This is a genomic window from Oceanobacillus phoenicis, assembly GCF_047238145.1.
Classification (GTDB): Bacteria; Bacillota; Bacilli; order Bacillales; family Amphibacillaceae; genus Oceanobacillus.
In genome coordinates this window covers 23,062-43,029 of sequence record NZ_JBDFME010000001.1, presented here as the reverse complement: position 1 = coordinate 43,029, position 19,968 = coordinate 23,062, and the positions used below count along the sequence as shown (strand labels likewise).

The window sequence follows — 19,968 nt, the reverse complement described above, 5'->3', positions numbered from 1 at the left end:
TTAATGTACATTAAAAGTTAATTCTGATAAGCTATTTCTAATAAATTTTTTCGTTCAATCCAATTCAATCAATTTCATAATTAAGGTATTTGGTATAAAATCCAAATGTTGTGCTGTTTGGTTTCCTTTCTGATGGTGCTTTTCAGCTCGTGCTATTCCTTCAGGAGTCGCCGTCTTCCATACCAATCAAAGCCAAGAATTTCCTATAATACGAACATTAGTGTTATATTCATAATGATTATTCGTTTTTTAATCCAATTTGGCAATTATGAAATTGACTCAATCCATTAAAGGGGTATTAAAATGATAGATAAAAATTCACCTATACCAATCTATTACCAATTAGAAGAATATATAAAACATCAAATTGATAAACAAAAGTGGCTTCCCGGAGAACTTCTACCATCTGAAAGAGAATTTGCTGAACAATATCATATAAGCCGTATGACAGTTCGCCAAGCCATAAATAATTTAGCTGCTGCTGGGCTTCTTTATCGTGTGAAAGGGAAGGGAACCTTTATTGCTCAACCTAAATTTGAACATGATCTTTCTGGATTAACAAGTTTTACAGAAGATATGAAGCAGCGTGGCCTAACCCCATCCAATCAATTGTTATATATTCAGCTTCACAACCAACCAAGTCAAATTGCGCATAAACTTCAACTACAACCAGATGAATCCTATTATGAAATAAAACGTATTCGCTTTGCTAACAAAGATCCCCTGGCTTTTGAAATTATTTACACTCCTAACAAAGTGGTTGGAGAACTGGAAGAAATTCATTTACAAGGCTCTTTTTACCAATATGTTGAACAAAAAATAGGGAAGCGCATTATTGTTGGAAATCAAACAATTGAAGGTGCACTAGCAACTAATGAACAAGCCAACTTCTTAAATATTAATGTCGGTGATCCCGTGTTGATTATGGAAAGAGTAAGTTATCTAGACCATCCGACGGAAATTCCAATTGAATTTACCCAAACAATATATCGTGCAGATAAATATAAATTCCATCTCACACTTCATAGAGATGAAAAAACCAAAGGCGGCTAATTTAGCTGAGTCTTTGGTTTTTATATAGACTCTCGTATTTACTTTAGGAAATAGTTACTGATGCATACCATTTCTGTAATCAGGTCAATAGGATATTTCCCTTCTAAAATAAATTTATCATAAATTAGTATAGTTGTATATACCAGTTAACTTTGTTTTATTGGTATGAAGAAATTATCAAGAGATTTTTTTGAATATCTTGAATGTCACGGGTAGTAATTCTGCACTTTAAGACTAAATGTTTAGTTAAAAGGATAATTGTCCGATTCTGTTTTAAGGTCCTTTAGGTCATTCCCTTGTGGTACTGCCATTTTAGTGGGGAAAGAAAACATGCAGTTGATCTTTTGCTTAAATGTAACACTTTGATCAAACTGCTAAGTAATTGTTGGGTTTAGTGAATTTGGTAAAAGTATGTATAATGAAGTTTAGTAAATAAATTAAAGTTTGAGAGGTACTATAATGGGATCTATTTTAAAACGACTTCAACAAAATATTAATCATTTATCAGAAGCAGAACGAAAAATAGGTGCTTTCATTTTGCAATATCCAGAGTTAGTTCCGAATATGACGACAAAGGATATGTCTAAAAAAACAGGAAGTAGTGAAGCAACTGTTGTACGGTTTTGTAAATCAGTCGGTATCGAAAGTTTTAAAAGATTAAAATTGGAATTAGTTCGAGAAATAACCAAAGCTGATAGCCAATTAACTGATTTTTCTATTCTAGAAACAAAGGGAGAACCATTTGATTTTTTTCAACAGGTTGTCCACGTTAATAAGACAGCGATTGAATCAATGCTCTCGTCTATCGATCGTAAATCTTTGGATAAAGCAGTTAATCTTCTGCAACAGGCAAATCAGATATTATTTTTTGGTGTGGGGGGGTCTTCTACAGCAGCAAATGATGGTTATTATAAATTTACGAGATTAGGATACGCTTGTACTGCTCCACAAGACTTTCACTTAATGCTTTCAACGATTCCTTATTTAAAGGAAAATGATGTTCTTATTGCAATCAGTATGTCGGGTAAAACGAAAGATGTAGTTGATCTTGCTGAAGTAGCAAAGCGTAGTGGAGTTACTGTAATCGCGATAACAAATTTAGACAAATCTCCTTTATATAAATTAGCAGATATTCATTTATGTACACCAACCGTAGAGCATGATTTCAGAATAGGTAGCATTCCTTCTAGAATGACGCAACTTACAGTTATAGATGCACTTTATTTAAGTATTTTTCATTCTAAAGGTGAGCAAGTCTTATCGAAATATCAAGATGCTAGAAAAGAAGTAGAACGATTAAGGCGTTAAAATATAAATAAAGCAATTGAACACTTAATGAAATTTAATTTCATAATTTTACAAAATATAATTGACTAATAGTTTCACTATTGTAAAATAAATACTAAGAATAGTAGGAGAAAGGAAGTGGGAATTTGTTAGAAAAGTTACCAACGGAACAGCGTAACCCGAAAACGATGGATATTGACACAAAATCGATAAAAGAGATTCTAGAGATCATGAATCGTGAAGACTATACTGTTCCACAGACGGTACAAAAAGAAATTTTGTCTATAGAAAAAGCGGTTCAACGAACAATCATTTCTTTTAAAAGTAATGGGAGATTAATTTATATTGGGGCAGGAACTAGTGGTAGATTGGGAGTGTTAGATGCGTCTGAATGTCCGCCAACGTTTGGGGTTTCATCTGAAATGGTAAAAGGATTAATTTCAGGAGGTATGGAGGCGATTATTAAAGCGAAAGAAGGGGCTGAAGATTCCGAAGCAATGGCAAAACAGGATTTAGTAGAAATTAATTTAACAGATAACGATACTGTCATTGGAATTGCAGCAAGTGGTAGAACTCCATATGTAAAAGGAGGACTAGCTTATGCAAAAGAAATAGGAGCATCGACCGTTTCGATTAGCAATAATAAAAATTCAGAAATAGGGAAAATAGCTGAAATTGCTATTGAGGCTGAAACAGGACCAGAAGTTATAACCGGATCGACAAGGCTAAAAGCGGGAACTGCACAAAAATTGATCCTAAACATGATTTCTACTGCATCCATGATTGGTGTAGGAAAAGTATATGAAAACCTAATGGTAGATCTCCAACCAACGAATAAGAAACTAGTAGATCGGTCTAAACGAATTATTGTTGAGGCCACTCAAGTCGACTACGCCACTGCAGAAAACTACTTACAAAAAGCAAACAACTCAGTAAAGACAGCCATTGTAATGATTTTATTAAATTGTGGTTATGAGGAAGCAAAACAACATCTAGATCAGGCAGATGGGTTTATACGTAAAACAAATTAGGGGGAGAGACAATGAAGAAGGAAGAAAGGATAGCCAGGGAGATATTAGAACATATCGGTGGAAAAGATAATATTCGTTCTTTCACACATTGCATGACAAGAGTACGTATAGATATAAAAAATGATGAGAAAGTTGATAAGTTTGCTCTGAGAGAAATAGAAGGGGTAATGGGTGTCATTGAGGATGATGTGTTACAGATAGTGGTTGGACCAGGTACTGTGAATAAAGTAGCTGCTTACATAACGGATATCACTGGTATTAAAATCGGTGATACATCTGAATTATTCGGTGACGATGTTGCTAAAGAAACAAAAGAAGGAATAAAGCAAAAAAATAATACTCCAATGAAAAATCTTCTTCGTAAGATTGGGAGTATTTTTATTCCATTAATCCCAGGTATAGTTGGTTCCGGGATCATAAATGGTGCTGCAGGATTTTTAAAAAACACTGGTGTTGATCCTACATTAACATGGATGCAATTGTTAACTGTTTTAGGTGGCAGTATATTTGGCTATTTAGCAATTGTTGTAGGGTGGAATACAGCCAAAGAATTTGGTGGAACGCCAGTACTTGGAGCAATAGCAGGTATTATCACAATGAATCCTGCACTGGCTGATATTTCTATCTTTGGAAGCAATCTCACCCCTGGCTATGGAGGGTTAATTGGTGCTATGTTTGCCGCTTGGCTAATGGTTTTCTTTGAAAAGCAATTCCGAAAAATTATCCCAAGTGTTGTGGATATTATTTTCACACCAACACTTACCATTCTTACGGTTGGAATGTTGACGTTAGTAGTAGTCCAACCAATTGCTGGTGTCCTTACAGAAGGGATTACCGTGGGAATAAATTGGGTGTTAGATGTTGGAGGAGCATTTGCTGGTGCGGTATTAGCAGGATTCTTCTTACCATTAGTTATGTTTGGTTTGCATCATGGATTAACCCCTATCCATATGGAATTAATTAATGCATATGATGCAACAGCATTATTACCTATTCTAGCAATGGCAGGTGCTAGTCAAGTTGGTGCAGCAATTGCAATTTATGTTAAAACAAAAAATCAACGTTTGAAAAATGTGATTAAAGGTGGACTGCCAACTGGTTTCCTAGGCATAGGCGAACCACTAATCTATGGAGTTACCTTACCTTTAGGACGACCATTTATTACTGCATGTATTGGAGCAGCAGTGGGTGGAGCATTCCAAGCAACGATGAAGACAGCTTCATCTAGTATCGGTGTTTCTGGTTTACCATTAATACCGTTAATTGTTGATAATAAATTTTTATTCTATTTTCTAGGGTTATTAATCACATATACAGCAGGATTTTTAGTAACATATTTCTTCGGATTTAAAGAATCGATGGCAGATAATCTAAAATAAAATACTCCTGTATAAGAAGACTCCTGGTAATGAGAATTTAGGGAGTCTTCTTAGTTGGCAGATCGAATAAAGGAAAAGAGATGGAGGACATGATATGAAAGGAATATCTGTATTTTTAAATGATCCGAATTACCAACAATGGGAAAGATATATTCATCAAATGAATGCAAGTGGATTTAAAGGGATATTTACTTCATTACATATTCCAGAAGATAATCCAAATATTTACGTGGAACGTCTTCGGAAATTAGGGGGAATTGCTAAGACTTATCATATGGATCTAGTAGCAGATGTATCCCCAAAATCGTTAGGCTACCTTGGCTATTCATGGGAAAATGCTAATGAACTCATTGATTGGGGAGTTACTGGTTTACGAGTAGATTATGGTATTGATGATAAAACAATTGCTGATCTTTCTAAACAGATGAAAGTTGCACTAAATGCAAGTACGATTACAGAGGAAAGTATTAATCGAATTATCCATCATGACGGAGATCTATCGAATATGGAAGCATGGCATAATTATTATCCACGTCCAGAAACAGGATTGGGTGTAGAAGATTTTAATCAAAAAAGCCAATGGTTAAAATCAATTGGTCTAAAAGTTATGACCTTTATACCAGGTGAAGAAACATTACGAGCACCATTATATGAAAGGTTACCAACACTTGAAAAACACAGAAAAACATCAACATTTTTAGCATTTGTTGAATTCGATCATAATGAATGGGTAGACCATGTATATGTGGGAGACACAGGAATTAGTGAAACATCTATAGATCAAATTCAACATTATATAAATGAAAAAGCATTTTTATTAAGAATAGATGTATTAACAAAGGATGAAGAAATATTACAACTTCTAAATATTAATCATAACAATCGAATGGATGCAGCGCGTGATGTGATTCGCTCTGTAGAATCGAGAGGTTATGCGAGTAAAGGAAATACTATGATTAAACCACTAGGAATAGAAGCAAGAAGTAAGGGTTCGGTTACCATTGATAATTGTAATTATGGTAGATATCAAGGAGAACTACAAATTACGAAGGTTGATTTACCTAAAGATAATAGAGTAAATGTGATTGGGAAAATCGTAGCAGAAGACATATCCATACTAGATTATATGAAAGCTGGAGCGAAATTTAAATTTCTTTTTTCGACGAATTGAGAAATAAATAAAATAACAAGCTATTTTTGGCTTGTTTTTTATTTTGTATTAATGAATGGAGTTTAGAAGCGGTTTTCACGGCAATTGGCTTTGTCCTTTCACGGAAAAGGAAACCCCTTTTCCGAGTTTATTTTCAGCACTTGCTGTTTCTGCCAGAGCAGTCGCCTTTCATTATAATTATGATGAAATGGACTTCTCTGTATAAAAAATGGTCACCAATAACGAAAGTATAAAGCCTTGGTCAACCTTTTCAATATATATGTTTTCAAATCGAAATAATCGAGGACTCTTTGTAATACGGTTCATAAAAACATCTATTGAATGAAGGTCTTTTGAGGTTACTTCAATACGATAGCTATTTTCTCGGATATTTTTAGTATCTATTTTTTGTTCATTTGACTGTATCTGTAGGTCATTTTGCTGTTCTGTTGTAATATAAGTTAATTCCACATTAGATGCATCAGCATTTTCTTTTATTAATTGCAACATGATGTTTGCTGATTTGCCAGCAGGAACACGGGAAGTGAGTGTATCTGCTTCTTGAGATTCTTCCTCAACTTTTTGTGAATCAATCGAGGCAAAACGATTTTTAAACGATTCTAATTCTACCGTTTTAGCCTCGACTTGCAGTTTTGTAGGCTGAATATAATGATAATATAAAGAAATATATGCCAATGAGATAACAATAATCAAACCAAGAAGTAGCCATGTATGTTTTTTTGTCCATGTATTACTCATTGTATGGAAACTCCTTTTTAATTTTCTCTTGATCTAAATCTATAAGGATAGTATTTGTGTATTGATTATCCGTTTTGTTTATATTAATAAGGTCAGTATCCAAGATATATGGTTGTTCATCCATTTTGGATAAGAGTGTAATTGTTTCGTCCATATTCGAATTAACGGTAGAGATTGTTATAGGTAGGTCTTTACCTAATTCAATTTCTACCAATTGTTCATTATTAGGAAGTAAATCCGATACGGCATGGTACAAATTCACATAATGGACCATATTATCTTGTATGTTATTTAGACTTGATTGAACTTCATTCATATATTGTTTATTAGAAAATAGTTGATTAGTTTCTGATATGCTATTCTCTGTTATAACTAATTGTTCCAGAGTGGTATCAAGTTGCTGTTTTGCTTGATGGTGTTGAAAAAGAAGTATCCCAATCATTACAAGAAGTAAACTCGATATAATAAATATAAAAATATAAATTATTCGATATTTATTAGTTTTTTTTTCAATTAAATTTATCTCTGTATTCACTTGATTTCCCCACCTTACTAGACTGTTTTTAAAGCTAACCCAAAAACATCAATGGATGAGTTGGGTATTTCTTGATCATCAAATGAATAAATAGCTAAGTCAATATTTTGTTGCAATTTATCTTTAACTTGAGGTAGGTATGGTATGTCTCCGGTCAATAACAATAGTTCGATTTTATGCTTTCCTTTTGAAATCGAATATTGATAGAAATCTATAATTCTGCTAATTTCTGTAATATAGTCATTCATGAATGTTTGATGATCCGAATTATATTCATCGCCTGATTGTTTTACTTTTATATATCGAGAGAAGATAGCTTTATGTTTTTGAAAGACAGTTAGAAATAGGGAATCGTTCGTCCAATGGATGAGTAAAACATGCTGCTTTTTTGGTTCAATTAATTGATAATAGTATCTATATATTGATAAAGAAGTAAAATCTGCTGCTCTTGGCTTTAGTTTTGCACGTTCAAATGCATGTATAAATTGATCTATTTTCTCTTTCGGATAAGCAAACAGCAATACTTGTTGATTCGTCTCCGTTTTTTCTTCTAAACTGTTAATTGCTAGTACAGGATTTGAAAAAGGAAGAAATAACGTGTTACCAATTTGTGTATGTATATAAGGTAAAATTTCTTCTGAGCTAAGAGAAATAGGTACTTCCATTTGTCTTATGACAGTTGTGTCATCTGGCAAAGCAAAGAAAAGCTGTTTTCGTTTCCATTTATATTTCTCGACCAACTCTTTCATAATCTCTCCGAAAATATCTGGCTGTTCTATTATCCCATCTTTTATCGTGTCAGAAGGGAGCTGTATTTCCCCGTTCACTACCAAACTTTCAAGAGATGGTGCTTTATGAAAACTGTAACGTATTCGCTCGTTAGTAATTACTATGTGCACTCGACCACTATTCCAAAGTTTCAATCGCATCACCTACTTAGATAAAATATTGAAGATACCAATTAAATAATGAATCTCCATAGAAATATGATATGACAATACCAATCGCGATAAACGGGCCAAATGGAAATGGTTTGTTTCGTTGAATTAATTGGATAGATAATAAAAATATGCTGATGACAGAACCGATTATGCACGCTAAGAAAAATGCTAGAATGATATTTTTATAACCTAAGACAATACCTGCCAAGCCAAGTAATTTCATATCTCCTGCTCCCATACCTCCTTTACTTAATAAAATGATTAGAAATATAATTCCAAAGCCTATTGCAGCACCTGCAAACATAGACCACCATGGGTCTAAAGGTAGCAAAATTCGTAAAGTAATGAAGATGGGTAAAAAGAAAAGCAACAGTTTGTTTGGGATTACCATGTACAAAAAGTCTGTAATACAAATAATAATTAATAAAGATATAAGTAATAAGGAAATAATTAGCTCCCACTGTAAGCCGATGTGATAATAGCTTACTGTAAATAAAATTCCGGTTATGATTTCTGTTACAAAATGGAGTGGATGAATCCTTTCATGACAATTACTGCATTTTCCCCGAAGCCAAATATAAGAAACAATAGGAATATTATCGTACCAACCAAGTTGATAGTAACAATGATCACAACATGACCGAGTATTAGCGAAGGGAAGTTGTTTGGGGAGCCGTAAACCAACGACCATAAAAAATGAACCAAAAATAGTTCCGAGGATAAAGAATAGTAGAGGATAAATATCAAACATAAGCGAGGCTCCTTACTGTAAATGATAATAAAAGAAATTCAGTGGAGATATGAATGCCCATTGGGGTATGGGGAATAAATCCGAATGTTCGCTGTTTTATTTTTCATCACAGACGGACGCTTTCCGCAGGCATCGGTTTTTATGGAAAAGAAGAACACTTTTCAAGTGGATTTTAAGCTCATGCTATTCCTGCAGAAGTCGCCGTCTATCATTACAATCAAAGCCAAGTTGTTGTTATAATACGAACATTATTATATAACTATTACAATTAATTCACTTTTAAGAGGAACTTAGCAATTATGAGATTCTCAGTTGAATTCTTAATTTTATTAAGTTATTTTTTCTCTGTAAGTAACGTTACTCTCTGCCACTATAAACAATCTTACCGTTTTCATCTTTTGTAAACGTACCCTTAGCATAATCGCCATTATTAGGGTGTTCTGGTACTTCTTGTAAATATCCAGCAGCAGCTAATTGTTCTACCGTTGTACTATTTGATAAATTTCCATCTATATCGGCTAGTTTAGCTGCATTTTCTAATAAATCCATATTTGCTTCATGAGCTTCTTCTTTTGAGTTGTCAATAACATTTCCTACAACTGGCACCGCAATTGCTACAATTATTGCTAAAATAACAATAACCGCGAGTAGTTCAACGAGTGTGAAACCTTTTTCTTTCTTTAATAGCTGTCTTAGTTTTTGTTTCATTTTTATGCCTCCTATGAAATTAGAATTCTATTTCGTTAGTTGGCCGGTTGCACTACTAGCTCCAAATTATCCAAGTGCCCACATAAAGATAATTCTTCCGCGCATCCTACTTTTTAACTATTAATAAAAATTATAAAACATATAATAGGGAAAATCTACTATTAATGAAAAATAATTGTAGAAATTTAGAATTTTCTTATTAAAATTGTTCGAACATGTTAAACATTGGTAGTACTATAGCGACAATGACTCCACCTACAAAAACAGTTAAAAATACGATCATAAAAGGTTCAATAAGGGTTTTAATTCTTGTTGAAAGTTGGTCGACTTCTTGTTCATAGAATAAAGCCGCTCGATGGAGCATTTGATCTAATGATCCTGTTTTTTCTCCTATTTCAATCATTTGAATCACTAATTTTGGGAATGCCCAATGATTTTTCATTGGCTTTGCTAAAGAATCTCCATTTGTAAGTGCATTTTTGGAATCATTTAATATTTCTTCCATTACTCTATTTTGAACAATTTTGGAAGTGATATCTACAGCTTCTATCATTGGTACAGCGCTATTTACTAACGTACTCATTGTTTTTGTCAAACGTACTAATGCTCCTTGTTGTACTAGTTTACCAGTTAGAGGAATACGCATTTTTAAAGTGTCGAGATATATTTGTAAGGAATCAGATCTTTTTATATAAAAATATCCAACCATGATAGCTACTATTATGGGGATTAAGATCCACCAATACTTACCTGCAATTTCACTTGACTGAATAATCAATTGCGTGTACAAAGGAAGTTCTTGCCCCATAGATTGAAACATATTAACAAATTGAGGAACGACAAACATAAGTAAAAACAAACCTAAAATGATAGTAATTGCACCCACTACAGTTGGATAGAGAAGCGCAGTAATAATTTTTTGTTGGTTTTGATACTGCTTTTCATAGTAGTCCGCCATTTCATGAAGAATTTCGTCTAATTGTCCGCTCGCTTCACCAGCGTGAATCATATGAACAAGCAGAGAAGGGAAGACTTTAGGATGCATTTCTGTCGCTTTAGATAGCGGGATTCCTTGATCTAATTTCTTATCTATATCAACTAGCGTTTTCTTTAGTAGCTGACTATCGGTTTGGTGAGTCATTGTTTTTGTTGCTTCTGAAATATTAATTCCTGAATGAATTAATGTAGAATACTGCCTTAAAAAGATAATAAAGTCTTTATTTTTTACTCTTTGAAAATAAGTAATGTCTTTATTCCAAGGTTTTGTTTCTTCTAAATTAATGACAATTAATCCTCTAGACTCTAATTTCTTTAAAGCTTGTTGTTTTGAATCTGCTTCGATATTACCTTTGGTTCTATTACCAGTTATGCTTCGCCCTACATATTGGAAATCCATTTTTGTTGGTTACCCCCTTGATCGATATATGGAGCAATGGATTCCGGATTAACAATGTCTTCTTTAACCAAACGAAAAAGGTCCATTTCAAAAGTATGCATTCCTTGTTCTTTAGAAGTTTGTAGTATATTTGGAATTTGATAGATTTTTTCGTTACGGATTAAGTTTTTTACTGCTGGTGTATTTATTAGTACTTCGGTTGCCACACGTCTGCTTCTCTTATCTTTCGTGATAAATAGTTGCTGGGTCAATATAGCTTGTAATATCGATGATAACTGGATACGAATTTGTTGTTGCTGCGTACTTGGAAAAATATCAATTAACCTTTCTATCGTTGATACAGTGTCATTCGTATGTAAAGTACCAAGAACCAAATGTCCAGTCTCTGCAGCAGTTATTGCCGTACTGATGGTCTCGAGATCTCTCATTTCACCTATTAAAATAACATCAGGATCTTGTCGAAGGCTTGCTCTTAAACCATTTACAAATGAATTTGTATCTACACCAATCTCTCGTTGGTTAATGATAGATTGTTTATTATAGTGAATGTATTCGATTGGGTCTTCTAGCGTGATTATATGTTTTCGCATTGTTTTATTCATATAATCGATAATAGAAGCGAGTGTTGTGCTCTTACCGCTGCCAGTGGGCCCGGTTACGAGAACTAATCCTTGATGAAACATAGAAAATTCTTTTACAACATTTGGTAAATGTAATTCATTCAATTCTGGAATATGATTTGGGATGATGCGAATAACAATAGATACTGCTCCTCTTTGATAAAAGGCATTTACTCGAAATCTGCCTAAGTTATCTTTTTCAAAAGAAAAATCGATTTCTTTGTTCTCTTCAAATTTATCTAATTGCTTCGGTGATAGAAGTAAAGAAATCATTTCTTTTGTGTGCTGTGGTTCAATAAGGTTTAATTCTTGTGGAATTAATATACCATTAACACGGAATATTGGTGGATTATCAACAGTTAAATGAATATCGGAAGTCTTTAATTCAACAGCTAATTGTAATAAATGGTCAAATAATTTTTTCATGAGAGTATCTCCTTAGATATTAATGGAAACTTGGATAATTTCTTCTACCGTGGTTAACCCATTAGAAACTTTTCGTAAGCCATCTTCTATCAGAAAAGGGACTTCTTGTTTTTTTACATAATCTTTTATTTGAGAGATTGATTTTGACTGTAATATCATACTGCGGATAGTATCATTTAGCGTCATTACTTCATGAATTGCAATTCTTCCTCTATAACCAGTTTGATGACAGACACTACACCCTTTACCGTAAGAAACTTCTTCAATTTTGATGTTCTGCTTTTTAAATAGTTCTTGTTCTAGCTCAGTTGGATGGCGTTGAGTAAGGCAATCTCTGCATATTTTTCTTACTAATCGCTGTGCAATTACTCCAGATAATGAAGATACAACTAAGTAAGGTTCAATCCCCATATCTAGAAGTCTAGGTATTGTGTCGATAGCATTATTCGTGTGAATGGTGCTTAATACTAGATGACCAGTTAATGAAGCACGTACAGCAATTTCTGCAGTTTCTTGGTCTCGGATTTCTCCTACCATAATGATATTTGGATCCTGACGTAAAATTGACCGCAAACCACTAGAGAATGTTAGTCCAACTTGACTATTTACTTGTACTTGATTAATACCTTCCAGCTGATATTCAACAGGATCCTCGATGGTAACTACATTTACATTTTCTCTATTCAGTCGTTGTATCGTAGTGTAGAGTGTAGAAGTTTTACCTGACCCAGTAGGTCCGGTAAGTAATATTAGTCCTGATGGTTGTTTTATCAACTTCTCATAGGATTGTTTATTTCGCTCAGAGAAATGCAATTCATTCATTTTTAATAATGAATTTGCTAAATCTAGTATCCGAATAACCATTTTCTCACCGTGTACAGTTGGCAATGATGATATGCGAAGATCAACTGGTTTATTGCTCACTACAGAAGTAATTCTTCCATCCTGAGGCAACCTTGTCTGGGTAATATTCATATTTGCTAGTATCTTTATTCTGGCTACTAATGCGGATTGAAATTGTTTTGAAATTACTTTTTCTGTTTGCAAATGCCCATCAATTCGGAACCTAATTTGTATGGTAGATTCTTGTGGATCAATATGTATATCACTCGCTTTTAACTGCACACCAGTATGTAATATTTGATCAAGTAGTTCAATTACCGGTGACTCAATAGAATCTTCATCTACAATATGACTAACATCATTATTATAATAGTATTTATTGATGGCAAAGCGGATATCATCTTTAGCTGCGATAACTGGTGATACAGTGAACCCTGTGGCTATTTCTATATCATCGATTACAAAATAGTCCATAGGATCTGCCATTGCTAAAAGTAAGTTACCTTCGCTTAATTGTAAAGGTATAACCAAATTTTCTTGGGCAGATTCTTTTGTCACGTATCCAAGGACTTGTTCTTGAATTGGATATTGAAATAAAGAGACATGTGGTATACCAAGTTGAAATTCAAGAACTTCGATTAGTTGTTGCTCAGTAATAAAACCTAATTCAAGTAAAACGTCTCCCAATTTTTGGTTGGTTTTTTTGTTTTCAAGTGCTGTATTGATTTGTACGGATGTAACTAAACCAGCTTCTTGAAGTAAATCACCTAACCGTTTTCTAGTTATCAATTCCTCTCCCTCGCTTTCATTCTTGTTTATTTAGTGTGAATTCCATGACTTCATCTACTTTTACATTGGTAGTATCGTTATATCCGGTACTGGAGTATTCAATTCGAATTAAATTCTCTGTACTAGTTGCGTTCATTTTTGAAATAAAGAAGTACCTTGTTGAATCTATTCTTTTGGTTGAGGAATCGTTAAACCATGTATTCATTACGTCCTCAATTTCTTGTTCTAGTATTTCTAAATCTGAGTAATTCGTGTTTATAATTTGTTCTAATTCTGATTGCTTTTCTTTCGTTTGTTGTTGTACATATGTTGTTCCCATTTCTGCAATAAGCTGTGCATCTAAACGAACATCCATCTGATTTACTTGTTTGTTTGTATTAATTAGTTGTGTAGAAAGTGTAAGAAAAAATAATAAAAACAAAGTGATAATAAACAAACTTAATATTAATGCAGCTCCTTTTTCTTGTTTCCAATTATTCATCACTATCACCAGGTAGATATGTATAAGAGTCTGTAATTTTCTTTCCATCACTGGATAAGACAGTGATGTGGGTGCGAAAAAGGTCTACTTCCGCTTCTTTGCAGATATTAAGCTTTGCATTATACGTTAAGTTATTAACCTCATACTCTTTAAAACTGACATCTTCTCTTGATGGATGATTACAGAATTGAAATTCTTTATTAAAAAAATTTGTAACACTATCAATTTGCTTTATATCTCCGACTATTTGTGGCAATAAATTACTTGCTACAATTTCATTCTTTGTTTTGTTCTCCCAGTTCAATAATTGAGGGAACATGGGGAGTAGTATACTCATTGTTATAGCAAGAATAGATATAGCAGCAATTACTTCAATTAAAGTAAATCCTTTCCTATTCAGTAAAATAGTTTTATAATACAATTTAATATACTCCTTATTAACTAGAACTTTTATCCTATTATACCATTAGATGGGTGTTGTTAAAATGAATTTTCGAATTTTTTTGAATGAAAAAGGAGTCACTTTAGTAGAATTATTAGCTATATTGGCTTTATTGGGTACAATTATTGCCTTGTTTTCTACTGCAATTTATCAAGGTATAGGTGGAAAAGACAAAGTAACTACAACTAATTCCATGCAACAAAATGGCAACGTAATCATAAATGCTTTTCGTGAAGACTATAATCAAAAAACAAATGGTATTTCCACTCAAGATACATTTACTTTATGTTCGAATGTGGGATTGGAACATGTCGACAAAGTCATTGTAAATAATCATGAAGTTACAATGATTGAAGGATGCTCGACTGAAGAATATCGTATAGATGAGAAATTAAATCTTGAACTTGTATTTAGTAAAGGGGATGAACAGCTAATTTTACATACATTATTAGATGGAAAAGAATCACTTTCATTAGCTTTTGAAGTAGAACCGGAGGATGATATAGATAAGGGAGATCCAGATGATTATGAACCTGGAGATACTCATCCATCTTGGGATAAGTACATTTGTGACTTCTATGGAAATACTTCGTTTAAACAATCACAAATGGGGAGTTGGAATGCATGTGACCCTACTACTATTCATGAGGGTAATGCTTGGTTTCTTAATAATTTTTCCATCCATGAAATTAAGTTATTTGTTGATTATAATTTATTTGCAGATAAAGATTTTACTCTACATGAGAAATCTACAGTTAATGTAGGAGAAAGCGCGCTAATGGAAGGTGGATTAACATTCACTCCAGGGACGATGAAAGTGGGAAAAAATCTAAAAGTACAAGGAAGTACTATATTACATAATAATGCAAAGCTTGAAATTGGAGAAAATGCATTGTTTGAATCTCCTTTGACAGTAACGAATGGAGAAGTAATCACTAATCGAAATTTAGAAGCAAAAAAAGAAGTACGAATCGAAAATAATGGAGTCATACACGTAGGTGGAAATGCGCATTTTTTTGAGAAAGTACAATTTAATGGTCGTTCAAATTTAACAATAGACGGTAACGCTACGTTTGAAGGTAATCTTCACTTTCAAGAGATAAGCCAAATTGTCGTCGGGGGAGATGCACATATAAAAGGGAATACCGGCCCAGAATGGGGAGCAGGACAAATGTGTGTATATGGTGATGCTACTTTTGATCAAACAATATATAAAAATTTAAAACAAGTTGAAACGGATGCGTGTTTTCAACCTGCAGGACATCATATCTATATAGTCAATAAATAACTCGAGACAAATAAAAACACGGCTCTCACGATGGCCGTGTTTATTATAGTATTCCCATTCTTCCTAGTATCCCTAATAAAACAAAAAATCCGATGACGATCCAGAGAAGGTTTTTTCGAATAAATGCTGGAATTCGTTTTTTCTTTCGCCAACGATTAGGATCAAACTGAACAGAGTCATCATCTGAAGAAAATTTTGTTCTACGTCTCATCCAAGGGGAATAGCTAGCAACATTTTTTAATAATAATGGTGCATAAATGAGTCCGCTAAGAAATCCAAAAAGATGGCCAAGAATACTGATATTAGGTCTTATAAAAGTCATTACTAATCCAATACCAACAATGACAGCTATCATTTGACTACTTGATTGATCTATTAAGTCTTTGCGATACATTACCATAAATACATAAATACCAAATAACCCAAATATCGCTCCAGAAGCTCCTAAATGAGCATAATTCATTGGCTGTAGAAAGAATATAGCAATATTGGCAGTAATTGCAGTGCCGAGATATGCAAGAATAAACTTAAATTTCCCTAGCATTTGTTCTAATGCTGGGCCGAATAATACAAGGGAAAATGAGTTAAATAACATGTGCATTAATCCTCCGTGAAGGAAAATCGGTGTAATTATTCGCCACCATTGGCCATCTGCAATTGCTGCATTGAATCCTATTCCATAAATTTCGATAAACCTACCAATTTGTAATTGTAGTAAATCGTTCATTGCCCATAATGTTATATTGATAATAACTAATACAGAGACAACAGGATATAGACTCATAAATTCTTTAATACTTCGTTCATTACGTATAAACAATGAGGAATCCCCCAATACATGTATAATAGAAGGTACTAGTTACTCTAATACCTTATTAGAAATACTATCATTATAATACGGAATTATATCAATTATGACCAATATAAGGTCTTTTTAACAATTATAAACCTCTTAAATAAGGAGAGAGCACGATGATTTGTGGAGTAGGAATTGATATTATTGAACTAAATCGAGTTGAAGCACTAATAAGAAGAAATGAACGTTTTATAGATCGTATTTTAACCGAGAACGAACAAAGAAAGTTCCATTGCTTATCAGATCATAGAAAAGTGGAATATATAGCAGGAAGATTTGCTGCTAAGGAGGCATTTGCGAAAGCTATAGGAACAGGTATTGGTGAGCTGGGTTTCAAAGATATAGAAATTATCAATAATGCTCATGGTGCACCACATATGAAGGTGAATGGATTTAATGACAAGGTGATTCATTTATCTATTTCGCATAGTAAAACATATGCCGTGGCAAATGTTATTTTAGAAACACATGAATAATGGAAAATGCATAATTGTATAGTTTGTCTCATATATTTTAGTGCGGTAGGAGGGAACTACATGTATATTGTCACCGCAGAAGAAATGTACGGAATTGATAGGGAAACAATGGGAAGTATTGGTGTAGACGGAAAGATACTAATGGAAAATGCAGGTAGAGAAGTAAGTAGGGAAATCAAAAAAAGAATAACGAAAAATGATGTCATTACAGTACTTGTTGGTGGCGGGAATAACGGAGGAGATGGGTTTGTAGTAGCTCGGACGTTACATGTAGAAGGATTCAGTGTACAAGTGGTCCAAGTTGTCGGTGATGAAAAAATTAGAGGGGATGCAGATTATCATAAAAATTTGTTTCTTCGATGCAACGGATTAATATTTTATCTAGATTTCTCAGTGGACGAAGTACGGCATATTATAAAGGAGTCAACAGTAGTTGTTGATGCAATGGTAGGAATTGGAGTGAAAGGAAATTTAAAAGATTCCTTGTTATCCGTTGCACAACTCGTAAATAAATCGAATAAACAAGTGATTGCTATTGATATCCCATCGGGGCTTCCAGCAGAAGAATATCATTCAAAATTTTATGCTGTACAAGCTGATACAACGGTCTTAATTGGTGCCTTAAAACAGTCGTTATTTTTACAAGATACAGCTTCCTATTATGGGGAATGGGTGATGGTCTCCATTGGTTTTCCGAATGAAGTGATTCATAGATATACGGATAAGCAATGGTGGAACAGAATATCTTTTCAATCTTCTTTTCCTAAGCGAAAGGAGACTTCCCATAAAGGAACGCATGGCAGAGGGTTAGTAATAGGGGGTAATCGTTTAATGCCCGGATCTGTCATGATGACTACGAAGGCAGCAATACGATCTGGAGCGGGCTTAACGACAACTGGCACTTCCAAAGAAGTAATATCCATAATGGCCTCTAGTTGTAATGAATCCATGTATGTACCTATTCAAGAAGAAGATGGCTATTTATCCGATGCATCGGAAATCAATTATTCTGCATATGATGCAGTAGCTATAGGGATGGGAATTGGAAGAGAGAACGTAACACAGCAACTCATTCAGAATGCAATTACTGATGTGAAAGGGATATTACTTGTAGATGCTGATGGACTCTATCATTTAAAAGAGCGATTAAGTGGATTAAAGTCACGACAAAAACCTACAATACTCACTCCGCATCCTGGAGAAATGGCATCTTTACTAGATGTATCCATATCGCAAATATTGCAAAAGCCATTTACTTTTAGTAAGGATTTCGCAATAAAGTATGGAGTATATTTAGTATTAAAAGGAAAATTTACAATCATTACATCACCTACAGGTAGACAAGTTGTTGAGTCTGGAGGGAACCCTGGCCTTGCTAAAGGTGGTAGTGGTGACGTATTATCAGGAATTATTCTGGCTATGGTAATGCAAGATCAACCGATATTTGAAGCAATCTGTAATGGTTGTTATCTACATTCTGCTTCAGCAGATAATTTGGTGAAAGCAGAGCATTCCGTCTATGATCTAACTGCAACTGATGTAATTGAAGGAATTCCTAAAGCCCTGCGTACATTAACTTCTAGTGAGTGATAATAGTTCCCTTTGTTAATTGAGACAAGGGAGATATGCTGATGAAAAAACACAATGCTTTTAAAGTAGCATTTATTTTAGTGGCTCTTGTAGGATTGTTGGCAGCATGTGGTGAGAAATCACAAGAAGATGTTGTGGCAAAATTACAAGAAACAACGGAAGATTTGGATGGTTATAAGGCAACTGCTGAAATGGCTATGAATACAGGTTCAGAGGAACAAACATTTGCAATTGATGTATGGTTCCAAAAAGATAATAAGTATCGAGTTAAATTAGAGAATGGAATGGATCAGCAGGAGAGCCAAATTATATTGAAGAATGACGATGGTGTATTTGTGTTAACTCCAGCTTTAGATAAAAGCTTTAAATTCCAGACCGAGTGGCCGGATAATAGTAGCCAACCATATCTGTTCCAATCATTGGTTACAGATGTAGTTAATGATCCAGAGGCAACTTTTGAATCAACGGATAATCATTATGTTTTTAAAACAAAAACAAATTATCAAAGCAATAATAATCTCCCATTTCAGGAGGTTTATTTCGATAAAGATGCATTCACCCCAGCAATGGTTAAAGTCTTAGATAAAGATGGAAATGCTCTAGTGAATGTAACATTCTCTGAATTTGAGTTAGACCCGACCTTCGCAGAAGATGATTTTTCAATGGAGAAAAATATGGAAGGGGCAGGTAACAAAGAAGGAGAAGAATCGTCTGCCACAGAAGACATAGAAGCGAGTGGAAGTGTAACGGATGATTTAATGGTTGTCTATCCACAATTTACGGCAGGGGCAGAGAATACAAATAAAAGAGAAGTGGAAATGGAAGACGGCGCTCGTGTCATTTTAACGTTTGAAGGCGAGAAAAACTTTACTTTAGTGGAAGAAAAGAAATTAACTGAAAATGTAATGTCTCAGCCACAGGAAGTAAATGGAGAAATTATTAACCTTGGAAATACGATTGGTGCCTTGGAAGAGAATACTCTTCAATGGACATTCGGAGGTGTAGACTATACACTCGCTAGCGATGAACTTACGAGGGAAGAAATGATTCAAGTAGCACAATCTGTACAAGGACAGGTCGTAAAATAAACCAGATGATGACAGGCTCACAACGATTGGGCCTGTTCCTTTGTCTTTTAGAAGATAGTTTAGCAATAAGAGAACATTA

General features: G+C 34.0%; 20 protein-coding genes and 1 riboswitch. Of the genes, 9 read left to right on the top strand and 11 right to left on the bottom strand.

Annotated elements, in window-relative coordinates:
• Nucleotides 1-303 precede the first annotated feature (303 nt).
• The 5 genes from ABC346_RS00265 to ABC346_RS00245 all read left to right on the top strand — a co-directional run bounded on the left by ABC346_RS00265 (nucleotide 304) and on the right by ABC346_RS00245 (nucleotide 5,921).
• Complete coding sequence (locus ABC346_RS00265; RefSeq protein ID WP_413232980.1) at nucleotides 304-1,053, top strand: GntR family transcriptional regulator; 750 nt, start codon at nucleotides 304-306, stop codon at nucleotides 1,051-1,053.
• A 459-nt stretch (nucleotides 1,054-1,512) separates the two neighbouring features.
• Nucleotides 1,513-2,361, top strand: a complete 849-nt coding sequence (locus ABC346_RS00260; RefSeq protein WP_413232979.1) for a MurR/RpiR family transcriptional regulator — start codon at nucleotides 1,513-1,515, stop codon at nucleotides 2,359-2,361.
• A gap of 125 nt (nucleotides 2,362-2,486) precedes the next feature.
• Entirely contained in the window at nucleotides 2,487-3,371 is an 885-nt protein-coding gene (murQ, locus tag ABC346_RS00255; RefSeq protein ID WP_413232978.1) for an N-acetylmuramic acid 6-phosphate etherase, read from the top strand.
• Between the two features lie 11 nt (nucleotides 3,372-3,382).
• A complete protein-coding gene (locus tag ABC346_RS00250; protein WP_413232977.1) occupies nucleotides 3,383-4,750 on the top strand; it encodes a PTS transporter subunit EIIC in 1,368 nt (455 codons plus the stop codon).
• Between the two features lie 94 nt (nucleotides 4,751-4,844).
• Complete coding sequence (locus ABC346_RS00245) at nucleotides 4,845-5,921, top strand: DUF871 domain-containing protein (protein ID WP_413232976.1); 1,077 nt, start codon at nucleotides 4,845-4,847, stop codon at nucleotides 5,919-5,921.
• Between the two features lie 177 nt (nucleotides 5,922-6,098).
• On the opposite strand, the gene ABC346_RS00240 is transcribed toward ABC346_RS00245, so the two are convergent.
• The 10 genes from ABC346_RS00240 to ABC346_RS00195 all read right to left on the bottom strand — a co-directional run bounded on the left by ABC346_RS00240 (nucleotide 6,099) and on the right by ABC346_RS00195 (nucleotide 14,570).
• The gene (locus ABC346_RS00240) at nucleotides 6,099-6,659 is read right to left on the bottom strand and encodes a hypothetical protein (protein ID WP_413232975.1); all 561 of its coding nucleotides are present in this window, start codon (nucleotides 6,657-6,659) and stop codon (nucleotides 6,099-6,101) included.
• On the bottom strand, nucleotides 6,652-7,194 hold the full coding sequence (locus ABC346_RS00235; protein WP_413232974.1) for a hypothetical protein: 543 nt from the start codon (nucleotides 7,192-7,194) through the stop codon (nucleotides 6,652-6,654). Before ABC346_RS00235 ends, ABC346_RS00240 begins: the two co-directional genes overlap by 8 nt.
• Nucleotides 7,195-7,211: 17 nt before the next feature.
• On the bottom strand, nucleotides 7,212-8,117 hold the full coding sequence (gene pilM / locus ABC346_RS00230) for a type IV pilus biogenesis protein PilM (RefSeq protein ID WP_413232973.1): 906 nt from the start codon (nucleotides 8,115-8,117) through the stop codon (nucleotides 7,212-7,214).
• Nucleotides 8,118-8,130: 13 nt separating this feature from the next.
• The gene (locus ABC346_RS00225; protein WP_413232972.1) at nucleotides 8,131-8,886 is read right to left on the bottom strand and encodes a prepilin peptidase; all 756 of its coding nucleotides are present in this window, start codon (nucleotides 8,884-8,886) and stop codon (nucleotides 8,131-8,133) included.
• A gap of 357 nt (nucleotides 8,887-9,243) precedes the next feature.
• On the bottom strand, nucleotides 9,244-9,594 hold the full coding sequence (locus ABC346_RS00220; RefSeq protein WP_413232971.1) for a prepilin-type N-terminal cleavage/methylation domain-containing protein: 351 nt from the start codon (nucleotides 9,592-9,594) through the stop codon (nucleotides 9,244-9,246).
• Between the two features lie 32 nt (nucleotides 9,595-9,626).
• A riboswitch (cyclic di-GMP riboswitch) is annotated at nucleotides 9,627-9,710 on the bottom strand.
• Nucleotides 9,711-9,793: 83 nt separating this feature from the next.
• Nucleotides 9,794-10,990, bottom strand: a complete 1,197-nt coding sequence (locus tag ABC346_RS00215; protein ID WP_413232970.1) for a type II secretion system F family protein — start codon at nucleotides 10,988-10,990, stop codon at nucleotides 9,794-9,796.
• Nucleotides 10,972-12,036: a type IV pilus twitching motility protein PilT gene (locus ABC346_RS00210; protein WP_413232969.1), complete on the bottom strand. Its 1,065-nt coding sequence runs from the start codon at nucleotides 12,034-12,036 to the stop codon at nucleotides 10,972-10,974. Before ABC346_RS00210 ends, ABC346_RS00215 begins: the two co-directional genes overlap by 19 nt.
• 12 nt (nucleotides 12,037-12,048) lie before the next feature.
• Nucleotides 12,049-13,668 carry a GspE/PulE family protein gene (locus ABC346_RS00205; RefSeq protein ID WP_413232968.1) on the bottom strand — a complete coding sequence of 540 codons (1,620 nt, stop codon included), beginning with the start codon at nucleotides 13,666-13,668 and terminating at the stop codon, nucleotides 12,049-12,051.
• A gap of 16 nt (nucleotides 13,669-13,684) precedes the next feature.
• Entirely contained in the window at nucleotides 13,685-14,149 is a 465-nt protein-coding gene (locus ABC346_RS00200; protein WP_413232967.1) for a hypothetical protein, read from the bottom strand.
• Nucleotides 14,142-14,570 carry a prepilin-type N-terminal cleavage/methylation domain-containing protein gene (locus tag ABC346_RS00195; RefSeq protein WP_413232966.1) on the bottom strand — a complete coding sequence of 143 codons (429 nt, stop codon included), beginning with the start codon at nucleotides 14,568-14,570 and terminating at the stop codon, nucleotides 14,142-14,144. The genes ABC346_RS00200 and ABC346_RS00195 overlap by 8 nt, the downstream gene beginning before the upstream one ends.
• A gap of 64 nt (nucleotides 14,571-14,634) precedes the next feature.
• Between ABC346_RS00195 and ABC346_RS00190 the strand changes: the two genes are divergently transcribed.
• Complete coding sequence (locus ABC346_RS00190) at nucleotides 14,635-15,879, top strand: hypothetical protein (protein ID WP_413232965.1); 1,245 nt, start codon at nucleotides 14,635-14,637, stop codon at nucleotides 15,877-15,879.
• 43 nt (nucleotides 15,880-15,922) lie between these two features.
• Here ABC346_RS00190 and ABC346_RS00185 read toward each other — a convergent pair whose 3' ends face one another.
• A complete protein-coding gene (locus ABC346_RS00185; RefSeq protein WP_413232964.1) occupies nucleotides 15,923-16,699 on the bottom strand; it encodes a rhomboid family intramembrane serine protease in 777 nt (258 codons plus the stop codon).
• 152 nt (nucleotides 16,700-16,851) lie between these two features.
• Between ABC346_RS00185 and acpS the strand changes: the two genes are divergently transcribed.
• The 3 genes from acpS to ABC346_RS00170 are packed head-to-tail and all read left to right on the top strand — an operon-like array spanning nucleotide 16,852 to nucleotide 19,889.
• The gene (gene acpS / locus ABC346_RS00180) at nucleotides 16,852-17,211 is read left to right on the top strand and encodes a holo-ACP synthase (protein ID WP_413232963.1); all 360 of its coding nucleotides are present in this window, start codon (nucleotides 16,852-16,854) and stop codon (nucleotides 17,209-17,211) included.
• A 60-nt stretch (nucleotides 17,212-17,271) separates the two neighbouring features.
• Nucleotides 17,272-18,801, top strand: coding sequence for an NAD(P)H-hydrate dehydratase (locus ABC346_RS00175; RefSeq protein WP_413232962.1), 1,530 nt, complete (start codon nucleotides 17,272-17,274; stop codon nucleotides 18,799-18,801).
• A gap of 41 nt (nucleotides 18,802-18,842) precedes the next feature.
• Nucleotides 18,843-19,889 carry a LolA family protein gene (locus ABC346_RS00170; protein WP_413232961.1) on the top strand — a complete coding sequence of 349 codons (1,047 nt, stop codon included), beginning with the start codon at nucleotides 18,843-18,845 and terminating at the stop codon, nucleotides 19,887-19,889.
• The last annotated feature ends 79 nt before the right edge of the window (nucleotides 19,890-19,968 follow it).